At 68.7% G+C, this 12,551-nt stretch carries 11 protein-coding genes; 9 read left to right on the forward strand and 2 right to left on the reverse strand.

Features of this window, described 5'->3' with window-relative positions; translation table 11 throughout:
• Positions 1 to 69 precede the first annotated feature (69 nt).
• The 5 genes from egtA to egtE are packed head-to-tail and all read left to right on the forward strand — an operon-like array spanning position 70 to position 5,318.
• The gene (gene egtA, locus A7U43_RS05425) at positions 70 to 1,320 is read left to right on the forward strand and encodes an ergothioneine biosynthesis glutamate--cysteine ligase EgtA (protein ID WP_067992059.1); all 1,251 of its coding nucleotides are present in this window, start codon (positions 70 to 72) and stop codon (positions 1,318 to 1,320) included.
• On the forward strand, positions 1,317 to 2,606 hold the full coding sequence (gene egtB, locus A7U43_RS05430; protein WP_067992061.1) for an ergothioneine biosynthesis protein EgtB: 1,290 nt from the start codon (positions 1,317 to 1,319) through the stop codon (positions 2,604 to 2,606). The genes egtA and egtB overlap by 4 nt, the downstream gene beginning before the upstream one ends.
• A complete protein-coding gene (gene egtC / locus A7U43_RS05435; protein WP_068001964.1) occupies positions 2,606 to 3,292 on the forward strand; it encodes an ergothioneine biosynthesis protein EgtC in 687 nt (228 codons plus the stop codon). Before egtB ends, egtC begins: the two co-directional genes overlap by 1 nt.
• On the forward strand, positions 3,292 to 4,242 hold the full coding sequence (gene egtD / locus A7U43_RS05440) for an L-histidine N(alpha)-methyltransferase (protein WP_067992064.1): 951 nt from the start codon (positions 3,292 to 3,294) through the stop codon (positions 4,240 to 4,242). The genes egtC and egtD overlap by 1 nt, the downstream gene beginning before the upstream one ends.
• Positions 4,239 to 5,318, forward strand: coding sequence for an ergothioneine biosynthesis PLP-dependent enzyme EgtE (egtE, locus tag A7U43_RS05445; RefSeq protein WP_067992067.1), 1,080 nt, complete (start codon positions 4,239 to 4,241; stop codon positions 5,316 to 5,318). The genes egtD and egtE overlap by 4 nt, the downstream gene beginning before the upstream one ends.
• On the opposite strand, the gene xylB is transcribed toward egtE, so the two are convergent.
• Together xylB and A7U43_RS05455 are read right to left on the reverse strand one after the other, a co-directional pair.
• Positions 5,311 to 6,705, reverse strand: a complete 1,395-nt coding sequence (gene xylB, locus A7U43_RS05450) for a xylulokinase (protein ID WP_067992071.1) — start codon at positions 6,703 to 6,705, stop codon at positions 5,311 to 5,313. The two genes, egtE and xylB, sit on opposite strands and share 8 nt — an antisense overlap.
• A 2-nt stretch (positions 6,706 to 6,707) precedes the next feature.
• On the reverse strand, positions 6,708 to 7,895 hold the full coding sequence (locus tag A7U43_RS05455; RefSeq protein ID WP_082902030.1) for an ROK family transcriptional regulator: 1,188 nt from the start codon (positions 7,893 to 7,895) through the stop codon (positions 6,708 to 6,710).
• 119 nt (positions 7,896 to 8,014) lie between these two features.
• On the opposite strand from A7U43_RS05455, the gene xylA reads away from it, so the two are divergent.
• The 4 genes from xylA (at position 8,015) to A7U43_RS05475 (ending at position 12,550) form a co-directional block, all read left to right on the forward strand.
• Positions 8,015 to 9,238 (forward strand): xylose isomerase, encoded by a 1,224-nt coding sequence (gene xylA, locus A7U43_RS05460; RefSeq protein ID WP_068001972.1) that lies wholly within the window; start codon positions 8,015 to 8,017, stop codon positions 9,236 to 9,238.
• 103 nt (positions 9,239 to 9,341) lie between these two features.
• Positions 9,342 to 10,418 (forward strand): sugar ABC transporter substrate-binding protein, encoded by a 1,077-nt coding sequence (locus A7U43_RS05465; RefSeq protein ID WP_068001973.1) that lies wholly within the window; start codon positions 9,342 to 9,344, stop codon positions 10,416 to 10,418.
• A gap of 6 nt (positions 10,419 to 10,424) precedes the next feature.
• Positions 10,425 to 11,219 (forward strand): ATP-binding cassette domain-containing protein, encoded by a 795-nt coding sequence (locus A7U43_RS05470; RefSeq protein WP_067992075.1) that lies wholly within the window; start codon positions 10,425 to 10,427, stop codon positions 11,217 to 11,219.
• A 44-nt stretch (positions 11,220 to 11,263) separates the two neighbouring features.
• A complete protein-coding gene (locus A7U43_RS05475; RefSeq protein WP_068001974.1) occupies positions 11,264 to 12,550 on the forward strand; it encodes a sugar ABC transporter permease in 1,287 nt (428 codons plus the stop codon).
• The last annotated feature ends 1 nt before the right edge of the window (position 12,551 follow it).

Consider the following 12,551-nt stretch of genomic DNA (forward strand, 5'->3'; position numbering starts at 1 on the left):
GTCGGACCCGTCTGGAAGATTGAATAGCAGGAGTTCGTAGCGTCCAGATCCGGGGGAGGAGTGGCTCGCATGACGACCGCTGCCGCGCGGGATGTGGAGTGCGCGTCCGAACGGGTGGCTGCCGCCCTCGCGCAGACCTGTCTGCACGACGGACCGGTAGGCCTGGTCGGTCTGGAGATCGAGGCGCATTGTTTCGACATCGCCGACCCGCTGCGCCGCCCCGGCTGGGACGAACTCAGCGATGTCATCGCCACGGTGCCCGCGCTGCCCGGCGGCAGCGCCATCACCGTCGAACCCGGCGGAGCCGTCGAACTGTCCGGACCGCCGGCCCACGGAGTCGCGGACGCGATCGTCGGCATCACCGCCGACCGAACGGTGCTCAAACAGCACTTCGCCGCGCACGGACTGGCCCTGGTCCTCCTGGGTGCCGATCCGCTGCGGCCGGCGCAGCGCGTCAATCCCGGGGCGCGCTACCAGGCGATGGAGAGCTTCTTCGCCGCGACGGGTTCCGCCGAAGCCGGCGCGGCGATGATGACGTCGACGGCATCGGTCCAGATCAACATCGAGGCCGGCCCGCGTGCGGGCTGGGCGGACCGGGTCCGGTTGGCGCACGCGCTCGGCCCGACCATGATCGCGCTATCGGCCAACTCGCCGCTGTTGAGCGGGCATTTCACCGGTTGGCGCAGCTCCCGGCAGCGTGTCTGGGGGCAGCTCGACTCGGCCCGGTGCGGTCCGATTCTGTGCGACAACGGTGACGACCCGGCCGCCGACTGGGCGCACTATGCACTGCGCGCCCCGGTGATGCTGGTCCGCACACCCGAGGCGGTGCCGATGACCGAGTTCGTCTCATTCGCCGACTGGGCGGACGGGCGGGTTTCCCTGGACAACCGGACGCCCGGCGAAGCCGACCTCGAATACCACCTGACCACACTGTTCCCGCCGGTGCGGCCCCGCCGATGGCTGGAGATCCGTTACCTGGACAGCATGCCCGATCACCGCTGGCCGGCGGTGGTCTTCACCCTGGCGACACTGCTGGACAATCCGGCGGCGGCGCAGATCGCCGCCGACGCCACCGCTGCGGTGGGTGGTGAATGGGATCTCGCGGCCCGGGCGGGGCTGGCCGATCCGCGCCTGCGGGCCGCCGCGGTGACCTGCGTGACCGCGGCCGCCGAGCACGCCCCGGCCGAACTGACCGATGCGATGGCCGGGCTGCTCGCCGATGTCGAGGCCGGCCGATGCCCGGGAGACGACTTCTCCGATCGTGTTGTGGAACATGGGATACCGACCGCGCTGACCCAACTTGCGAGGAGCCAGGCGTGACTTCACCGCAGGTGCTGGCCACCGAACTGACGCGTGCTCGGGAGCGCACACTGTCCCTCGTCGACTTCGACGATGCCGAATTGCATCGGCAGTATGACCCGCTGATGAGCCCACTGGTGTGGGACCTCGCCCACATCGGTCAACAGGAGGAATTCTGGCTGCTGCGCGACGGTGACCCCCACATCCCGGGCCTGCTCGCACCCGAGATCGACTCGCTCTACGACGCGTTCGTGCACAGCCGTGCCAGCCGCGTCGACCTCCCGTTGCTCCCACCCGCCGATGCCCGCAGTTACTGCCGCACCGTCCGTGACCGCGTGCTCGACGTGCTGGCACGCGCTGAGGGCGCGGAGGCGTTGTTCCGCTTCGGTTTGGTGATCTCGCATGAGCACCAGCACGACGAGACGATGCTGCAGGCGCTCAATCTGCGCGGCGGTCCTGCGCTGCTGAGTCCGGGCGCGGTGCTGCCGGACGGTCGCGGCGGTGTGGCGGGGACCTCGGTGCTGGTGCCCGCCGGGCCTTTCACGTTGGGCGTCGACGCCGCCGAGGAGCCGTACTCGCTGGACAACGAACGCCCGGGCCACACCGTCGAGGTGGACGCGTTCCGGATCGGGCGGGTGCCGGTCACCAATGCGCAATGGCGCGACTTCATCGACGACGGCGGATACCGGACACCGCACTGGTGGTCCGAACGCGGGTGGGCGCACCGGGAACAGTTCGGCTTGACCGCACCCGCATTCTGGAACGCCGACGGTAGCCGCACCCGCTTCGGCCACCGGGAGAGCATCCCGGGCGACGAACCCGTGCAACACATCACCTACTTCGAGGCGGAGGCGTTCGCGACCTGGTCGGGGGCGCGGCTGCCGACCGAGGTGGAGTGGGAGAAGGCGTGCGCATGGGACCCGGTGGCGGGCGCCCGGCGCCGGTTCCCTTGGGGGGATGCCGAACCCACGCCCGCGCTGGCCAACCTGGGCGGCGACGCGTTGCGCCCGGCGCCGGTGGGCGCCTACCCGGCCGGCGCGTCGGCCTACGGCGCCGAACAGATGCTCGGTGATGTGTGGGAGTGGACGACGTCGGCGCTGCGCCCGTGGCCGGGATTCACGCCGATGATCTACGACCGGTATTCGGTTCCGTTCTTCGCCGAATCCGGCTCGAGCGACGACTACCGGGTGCTGCGCGGTGGGTCGTGGGCGGTGGCGGCCGGAATCCTGCGTCCGAGCTTCCGTAATTGGGACCATCCGATCCGGCGGCAGATCTTCTCCGGTGTCCGCCTGGCGTGGGACGCCTGATGTGTCGTCACCTGGGCTGGTTGGGCGCGTCCGTGTCGGCGTCGTCGCTGGTTTTGGATCCGCCGAGTGGCCTTTTGGTGCAGTCATATTCGCCGCGCAGGCAGAAGCACGGCACCATCAACGCCGACGGTTGGGGTGTCGGGTTCTTCGACCGGGGCGTTCGGCGCTGGCGCAGCGACAAACCACTGTGGGGTGACACCTCGTTCGCATCGGTGGCGCCCACGCTGCACAGCGGCTGCTTCGTCGCCGCGGTGCGATCCGCGACGGTCGGCATGCCCATCGAGCCCTCGGCCTCGGCACCGTTCAGCGACGGTACCTGGCTGCTGTCGCACAACGGCGTCGTCGACCGTGCCGTGCTGCCGGCCGCCGCGGCAGCCGAATCCACCGTCGACAGCGCGGTGCTGGCGGCGCACATCTTCGAGCGCGGGCTGCACGCTCTGGGAGACACCGTCGCACGGGTCGGCGCCCGCGATCCCGGTGCCCGGCTGAACATCCTGGCCGCCGATGGTGCCACCCTGCTCGCCACCACCTGGGGCGACACCCTGTTCGCGTTGCAGCGCGATGACGGCATCGTGCTGGCCAGCGAGCCCTACGACGATGACCCGTCCTGGCGTGACATCCCCGACCGCCACCTCGTCGAGGTGTCGGGCGCACGGCTCACGCTCACTCCACTGGAAGGATCGTAATGACCACCGGCACGGCATCGGATCTGTCCACGGCACTGCGCCGTGACGTCCTGCACGGACTACGGCAATCACCGAAAACGCTGCCACCCAAATGGTTTTACGACGCGACCGGCAGCGACCTCTTCGACCGGATCACCCGGCTTCCGGAGTACTACCCGACCCGCACGGAGGCCTCGATCCTGCGGGACAGGGCGACCGATATCGTGGCCGCGTCGGGCGCGGACACCCTCGTGGAACTGGGCAGCGGCACCTCCGAGAAGACGCGCCTGCTACTCGATGCCATGCGCGATTGCGGCACGTTGAAGCGATTCATCCCGTTCGACGTCGACCCGAGCGTGTTGGCCGACGCCGCGGCGGCGCTGCACACCGAATATCCCGATATCGAGATCGAGGTGGTCTGCGGAGATTTCGAACACGACCTGGGCGCCGTCCCGAAGACCGGCCGGCGGATGGTGGTGTTCCTCGGATCCACCATCGGCAACCTGACCCCGGGTCCGCGCGCGGAATTTCTTGCCGCACTCGCCGCTACGATGCAGACCGGTGATTCCTTGCTGCTGGGTACCGACCTGGTCAAGGATGTCGGCCGGTTGGTGCGCGCCTATGACGACAGCGCCGGGGTCACCGCCGCGTTCAACCGTAACGTGCTGGCCGTGATGAACCGCGAACTCGGTGCCGATTTCGACCTGCAATCCTTCGACCATGTGGCGCAGTGGAATCCGGACGAAGAACGTATCGAGATGTGGCTGCGATCGAACACCGACCAGCAGGTCCGGATCGCGCAGCTGGATCTCACCGTCGACTTCGCCGCCGGCGAGCAGATGCTGACCGAGGTGTCCTGCAAGTTCCGCCCCGAAGGGGTGGCTGCCGAACTGGCCGCCGCCGGGTTACGCCGTACCCACTGGTGGTCGGACGGTGCAGGCGATTTCGGTCTCTCGCTGGCAGTGAAGTGACCCTCGCGCAGACGTGGCGTTCGGGCCGGGTGCCGGTGGCAGGCATTCACCTGGACAGTGCGGCCTGTTCACGGCAGAGCAACGCGGTGATCGAGGCGGCCGCCCGCCATGCCCGCCACGAGGCCGAGGTGGGCGGTTACGTGGCGGCGGAGGCTGCCACGCCGGCGCTCGATGCCGGGCGGGCCGCCGTGCGGGCGCTGGCCGGCATGCCCGATGCCGAGGTCATCTTCACCACCGGCTCCAACCACGCGCTGGATCTGCTGCTGAGCAGCTGGACGGGGCCGCGCACCGTGGCGTGCCCGCCCGGCGAGTACGGTCCGAACCTGGCCATCATGGCCGCCAACGGTTTTGACGTGCGCTGGTTACCCGTCGACGCGGCGGGCCGACTGCTCGTCGACGAGGCCGCCGCAGTGCTGGAGGCCGATCCGCCGGCGCTGGTGCATCTGACCGTGCTGGGCAGCCACCGCGGGGTGTCGCAGCCGCTGGCCGAGGCGGTGTCGATGTGCCGGTCGCTCGGACTCCTGCTGGTGCTCGACGCGGCCCAAGCGCTCGGGCATCTGGACTGCGCGGTCGGCGCCGATGTGCTCTATTCGTCCTCGCGCAAATGGGTGGCCGGCCCGCGCGGTGTCGGCACGCTGGCGGTACGCCCCGAGTTGTACGACCGGCTCACGCCGCGGTGGGCGCCGCTGGAAATGCACGAGGCGAACATCGCTGCACGCCTGGGCTTTTCGTTGGCGTTGGGCGAGCACCTGGCGGCCGGACCGGACCGGGTGCGGGCCAGGCTGGCCGAGGTCGGCCGCGTGACCCGCACGATGCTGGCCGGTGTGTCCGGCTGGGAGGTGGTCGAGCCGGTCGACGAGCCGACCGCCATCACCACGCTGCGGCCGACCGGCGGCGCCGTGCCGGCATCGGTGCGCGCCACGCTGATCGCCGAGCATCGGATCGTCACCACGGCCTGTGAGGTGGTGCGGGCGCCCCATGAGCTGGCGGCCGCGGTGCTGCGGGTGTCGCCGCATGTGGACGTCGAGACCGCGGATCTGGAGCTTTTCGTCGAGGCGCTCGCCGCGGTCACCTGAAGGTCAGTGGTTGTGCCGTCCGATACCGCGCCAGCACCTCCGGTGTCGCCTCGGCGACATAGCGGGCGGATTCCCCGACCGTCCATGGCGGTGGCGCCGCCTGACCGGACAGGGCCCACGCCGCCTGGCGGGCCGCTCCCAGCGCGACGTATTCCGCCGGTGCCGGCACGTGCACCGCGGTGTTGAAGACGGCGGGCGCGATACGGCGGACGGCCTCCGATCGAGCACCACCACCCACCATGACGATGCGTTGCACATCGACGCCGTGCTCGGTGATCTTGTCGATGCAGTAGGCGATGGCGCTGAGCAGGCCTTCCACGGCTGCCCGGGCGATGTTCGCGGAGTTCAGGTTCTGGGTCGTCATCCCGTGCAACGCACCGGCCGCCCCGGGCAGGTTCGGCGACCGTTCCCTGTCGAAGTACGGAACCAGTACCAGGCCTGCGGCCCCCGCGGACGCTGACAACGCCAGCCGATCGAACTCGTCGAAGTCCACCCCCAGCATCCTCGCGACCGAGGCCAGCACCGGTGCCCCGTTGAGCGTGCACACCAGCGGAAGATGACGTCCGGTCGCATCGGCGAAACCCGCCACGATGCCTTCCGGGTCGTGCGGGGCCGCGGCTCCGACAGCGCTCACCACTCCCGAGGTTCCCAACGACACGACACAGTCACCGGGTTCGGCGCCCAGCCCCAGCGCGGCGGCGGCGTTGTCACCGGCGCCGGCCCCCAGCAGAGTTCCCTGCGGTGTCTCGCCCGCGGGGTCGCGGGGTCCGAGCACCTTCGGAACGCTGGGCCGCCGGCCTCTACAGGCAAGCTCGAGCAGATCGGTCTGATAGCTGTCGCTGTCGGCCGAGAAGTAGCCGGTGCCGCTCGCATCGCTGCGGTCGGTACGCAGGTCGGCGATCGCGGAGCAGCCGCCGAGGCGCCAGGTCAGCCAGTCGTGGGGTAGACAGACCGCCGCGGTCGCGTCGGCATGGCCCGGTTCGTGGTCGGCCAGCCACCGCAGTTTGGTGGCGGTGATCGACGCGACGGGGACCACGCCGACGCGATCGGCCCATACTTCGCGACCGCCGAGGTCGTCGATCAGTTGTTCGGCGGCCTTCGCGGAGCGAGTATCGTTCCAGAGCAGCGCATTTCGGACCACCCGTCCGGCGGAGTCCAGGCACACCATGCCGTGCTGTTGGCCCCCCACCGCGATCGCCGACACATCGTCGACTCCGCCGGCCAGGGCGAGCGTGCGCTGCAGCGCGTCCCACCACAGCTGCGGGTCGACCTCGGTACCGGCCGGGTGCGGCGATGCCGCCGAGCGCACGACATGGCCGGTTTCGGCGTCGCAGATCACGACCTTGCAGGACTGCGTGGACGAGTCGATGCCCGCAACGAGTGTCACGCTCAGAACCTCCCGGGATCGGTCAGCACGGGTGCGAGGGCCAACTCGGCCGCCCCGATCACCAACGTATCGGCGCCGAGGGTTGCCGGAACCACGCGCACCAGTTCGCGCGGCGCCCGCATGCTTCGGCGCGCCAATTCGGTACGCAGCGCCGCCGCGGCGCAGGCGGGAAAGACCCGCAGGAATCCGCCGAGCACGATCAGCCGAGGATTCAACATGTTGACGGCATTGCCGAGGGTGATGGCCAGCGCGCGTGCCTGGCGGTCGAGCACATCGGTCTCCGCGGAGTTGGGGCAGGCCTCGGCGTCGCCGGATGCGCTGTCGAGCTCGGCGAGCAGTCGTGCCAACGGTGGCTGGGTCACCTCGGTCTCCAGGCAGCCGACGCTGCCGCAGTGGCATTTCTCGCGGCCTCCGACGTAGGTGTGGCCCAGTTCGCCCGCGTACCCCGCGACGCCCTCGAGGAGCCGGCCGGCAACGATGACGCCGGCGCCGATGCCGCTCGGTCCGCCGTTGACGTAGATCAGGTGGTCGGCATCGACATGGTTGCCGAACCGGTGTTCGGCAATGGCCCCGACATTGGCGTCGTTGGCCGCGTACACCGGCAAATCTGTTGCTGTGCTGAGCATCTGGCCGATCTCGACGTCATGCCAGTCGAGGTTGGGTGCCAGCTGCACGGCTGAGTCGCGGCCGTGTACGAGCCCGGGCACCGCCACGCCGATCGCCGTCAGTAGCTGACCGTCGGCCAGGCCGGCGCGGATCCGCCCCACCGCCTCGCCGGTGATGGCGACCGTCTCCGCCGCGGTCGGCACGCGTTCGGTCGGGTAACGCACCACGTCGAGTACCGTGCCCCCCATCGCCACCACTCCTACGGTGACGGCGTCGACCTCCGGGCTGACCGTCACCGCGAGCGCCCGATTGCCGGGGCGCACAATGGGACTGGGCCGCCCGACCTGTGATACCGAGGGTGCCGGTGTCTCCTCGACGAGGCCCCGTGTCACCAGTTCCTCGACCAGATCTTTGGTGGTCGAGCGGGACAGTCCGGTGTGGCGGGTCAAGTCGGCGCGGCTGAGCGCCCGGTGGCGGTGCACCAGGGTGAGAACGCCGGACAGATTGCGTCGCCGAACGTCGTCGCTGCTCGTTCCCACCCGGACGGCTCGTCGGGCCTGCGATCCGTTCACCGCCACATTCATCCCCTCACTTTCCGCCTTGACAGTGTCACAGGCCACATCTTATGTTCGCACAGAGAACAAATGCGGGTATCCCCGCATGCACCGCACCGACAGGTGCCATGATCCCCGAGGAGGACCGCATGACCGTCCTGGAGGCCGGTGTCCCGACATCGGAGGGTTTGATGCCGAGCCCGTCCGACAAGTTCTCGTTCGGACTGTGGACCGTCGGTTGGCCGGGCGTCGACCCGTTCGGTGTCGCCACCCGCCCCGCGCTGGATGTCGTCGAGGCCGTCGAGCGGCTGGCCGCGTTGGGGGCGTACGGGCTGACCCTGCATGACGACGACCTGTTCGCGTTCGGCAGCTCCGATGCCGAGCGACGGCGGATGATCGACAGATTGACCGCGGCGCTGAGTGCCTGCGGACTGGTCGTGCCCATGGTGACCACCAACCTGTTCACCCAGCCGGTGTTCAAGGACGGCGGGTTCACCAGCAACGACCGCGGCGTGCGTCGCTTCGCGTTGCGCAAGGTCCTGCGCAATATCGACCTGGCCACCGAGCTCGGTGCGCACACCTTCGTGATGTGGGGCGGCCGGGAGGGCAGCGAGTACGACTGCGCCAAAGACGTCCAGGCCGCCCTGGCGCGCTACCGCGAGGCGCTGGACATGTTGTGCCAGTACGTGATCGACCAGGGCAGCGAACTGCGGTTCGCGATCGAGCCCAAGCCCAATGAACCACGCGGTGACATCCTGCTGCCCACGGTGGGGCACGCACTGGCCTTCATCGAGACCCTCGCCCATCCGGAGATGGTCGGCGTCAATCCGGAGACCGGTCATGAGCAGATGGCGGGTCTGAACTTTGTGCACGGCATCGCCCAAGCCCTTTACAGCGGCAAGCTGTTCCACATCGACCTGAACGGTCAGCGCGGCATCAAATTCGACCAGGACCTGGTGTTCGGTCACGGCGATCTGGCCAACGCATTTGCGTTGGTCGATCTGCTCGAACATGGCGGCCCCGGCGGCGGCCCGGCCTATGATGGGCCGCGGCACTTCGACTACAAGCCCAGTCGCACCGAGGACGCCGACGGGGTGTGGGCATCGGCGGCGGCCAATATGCGGATGTACCTGTTGCTGCGCCAGCGCGCCGCGGCGTTCCGCGCCGACCCGGCGGTGCAGGCGGCGATGGCGGCGGCCAAGGTATCCGAGCTGCGCGAACCCACTCTGGCGGCCGGCGAGACCTACGCCGACCTGCTGGCGGACCCGTCCGCCTACGAACAGTTCGACACCGGTGCCTATTTCGGTGGAAAGGGTTGCGGTTTCGTGGCTCTCAACCAATTGGCGATCGAGCACCTGATGGGCGCGCGGTGATGCGGCGGCGAGGCGAATATCGGCGATACCGTCTTGCACGTGACCTGAATCACCGATTATGTAATCACAGACAACAAATCCACGCCCCTTGGGAGGGATCCTCGTGAAACGAATCAGCACCGTGCTCGTCGCGGCCGTCGTCGGCGCCGGTCTGACGCTGAGCGCTTGCGGATCGGATTCCGGTTCGAGTTCGGAGTCGACGGGCTCGGCGTCGGGCAAGATCGGCGTGATCCTGCCGGACACCAAATCGTCGGTGCGCTGGGAGACCAAGGACCGTCCGGCGCTGGAAGCGGCGTTCAAGGCGGCCGGGGTCGACTACACCATCCAGAACGCGGAAGGATCCGCCGACACGATGGCCACCATCGCCGACGGCATGATCGCCGATGGTGTCACCGTGCTGGCGATCGTCAACCTCGACTCCGACAGTGGCGCCTCGATCCAGCAGAAGGCCGCCACCCAGGGCGTGAAGACCATCGACTACGACCGCCTCACCCTGGGCGGTTCCGCCGATGTCTACGTGTCGTTCGACAACACCACAGTCGGTGAGCTCCAGGGGCAGGGGCTCGTCGACTGCCTCGGCGGGAAACCAGCGAACGTGGTGTTCCTCAACGGTTCTCCCACCGACAACAATGCGACATTGTTCAGCGCCGGGGCCCATTCGGCGATCGATGCGACGCCGACCATCACGGTCGTCGGCGAGCAGGCGGTGCCGGACTGGGACACCGACGCGGCGGTCACCATCTTCGAGCAGCTCTATACCGCGGCCGACGGACGCGTGGACGGGGTTTACGCGGCCAACGACGGTCTGGCCGGCTCGGTCATCTCGATCCTGGAGAAGAATCGGCGCGCCGGCCAGGTCCCGGTCACCGGCCAGGATGCCACCGTCGAGGGCCTGCAGAACATCCTCGCCGGAACGCAGTGCATGACCGTCTACAAGTCGGCGACCGAGGAGGCCAACGCGCTTGCCGAAGTGGCGATCGCGCTCGCCAACGGCGAGCAACCGAAGACCACCAGCACCTCGCGCGACGATACGGGCAACCGCGACGTCCCGTCGGTGCTGCTGACACCGAAGTCGATCACCAAGGACACCGTGGGCGTGGTCTTCGAAGACGGCGGTCAGTCCAGAGACGAGGTGTGCGCGGGACAGTTCGCACCCATGTGCGCGGCCGCGGGGACCTGAGCGCCGATGCCGCCTACCGTGCCCTCGACCGAGCCGATACTCGAATTACGAGGTGTCAACAAGAGTTTCGGTGTCGTCCACGTGCTCCACGACGTCGACTTCCGCGTCTACCCCGGTCAGGTGACGGCCCTGGTCGGCGATAACGGCGCCGGGAAGTCGACCTTGGTCAAGGCGATCGCGGGGATCCACCCCGTCGACACCGGCAGCTATGTGTTCGAGGGACGGCCGGTGACGGTGCACGGTCCGAACGAGGTTGCGGCCCTCGGAGTCGAGGTCGTCTACCAGGACCTGGCGCTGTGCGACAACCTCGACATCGTCGAGAACATGTTCCTGGGACGGGAACTTACGAGCCGAGGGCTGCTCGACGAGGCCCGCATGGAGACGATGGCCCGCGACGCGCTGACCTCGCTGTCGGTGCGGACCGTCAAATCCGTACGGCAGACGGTGTCGAGTCTGTCCGGCGGCCAGCGCCAGACCGTGGCGATCGCCAAGTCCGTGCTGTGGAACTCCAAGGTGGTTCTGCTCGACGAGCCGACCGCCGCGCTGGGCGTCGCGCAGACCCGCCAGGTGATCGAACTGGTGCGCCGGCTCGCCGATCAGGGGGTCGGGGTGGTGCTCATCTCACACAACATGGTCGACGTATTCGAGGTTGCCGACCGGATCTGCGCGCTCTACCTCGGGCGGGTGGCCGCCGATGTCAAGGCGTCCGAGGTCACCCACGGCCAGGTCGTCGAACTCATCACCGCCGGGCGTTCCGGCAGCCTCGGTCTGGCGCCGGCGCAGACCGCCGAGTCGATGTGAGCGCCGACGTGCACGACGAAACGAAAAGCGTGAGGGAAACCGCCATGGCCCCGGAAATCAGCACCGTCGGTTCCCGATCCGGCGGCTCCCTTGCCGAGGCGGACTTCGCCGGCGACACCAGCTCCGATCAGACATTCGGCGAGGCGGTACGCGCTTACCTGCGGCGGGTGCGCGGCGGTGACATGGGTTCACTGCCCGCCATCCTCGGTCTCGTCGTGCTCTTCGTGGTGTTCGGGTTGGCGAATGACCGCTTCCTGTCGGCACTGAATCTCGCCAACCTGGTCACCCAGGCCGGCTCCATCTGCGTGCTGGCAATGGGGCTGGTGTTCGTCCTGCTGCTCGGTGACATCGATCTGTCGGCGGGCGTCGCCGGCGGCGTGGCCGCCTGCGCGATGGGGCTGACCGTCGTCAACCTGGACTGGCCGTGGTGGGCCGCCGTCGCGACCGGCATCGCCTGCGGTGCGTTGATCGGCCTGGCCATCGGCGTGCTGCGCGCCAAGCTCGGGATTCCGTCATTTGTGGTGACGTTGGCGTTCTTCCTCGGCCTGCAGGGCGTCACACTGAAACTGATCGGCGAGGGCGGATCGGTCCGCGTCGACGATCCGGTGATCCGCGGCCTGACGATCAGCAATCTGCCCGTTCCCGCGGGCTGGTCGATCGCACTGGCGGTGGTCTTCGGATTTGCCGGCCTCGAGGTCTACCAGCATCGGCGCAAGAAGGCCCTGCAGCTCTCGCATGCCCCGGTGGGCGTGGTCATCGCGCGGGTATGTGCGGTGACCGCCGTCGTCGTCGGTGTCACGTTCGTGCTCAGCGTCAACCGCAGCGTCAACCCCAACGTGGACATCAGCGGCATCCCGTACGTGCTGCCGTTGATCCTGGTCCTCCTGATCGCCATGACGGTGGTGCTGCGGCGCACGGCATACGGCAGGCACATCTACGCCGTCGGCGGTAACGCCGAGGCCGCCCGCGCGGGTATCTCCGTTGACCGCATCCGGATCTCGGTGTTCGTCGTCTGCTCGTCGCTGGCGGCGTTGAGCGGCATCATCGCGGCGTCCTACGCCGGGAAGGTGTCGGCATCCTCGGGCGCGGGCAACGTGCTGCTGTATGCGGTCGGCGCGGCCGTGATCGGCGGCACCAGTCTCTTCGGCGGCAAGGGCCGCGCTCTGGACGCCGTGATCGGTGGCGTGGTGGTCGCGACGATCGCGAATGGACTGGGTCTGCTGAATCAGTCGTCCTATATCAACTTCCTGGTCACGGGCGGCGTGCTGCTGCTGGCGGCCAGCGTGGACGCGATCTCCCGCCGGCGGCGCTCCTCCGCCGGCCTGGGGTGAG

The organism is Mycobacterium adipatum (genome assembly GCF_001644575.1).
GTDB classification, from domain to species: domain Bacteria; phylum Actinomycetota; class Actinomycetes; order Mycobacteriales; family Mycobacteriaceae; genus Mycobacterium; species Mycobacterium adipatum.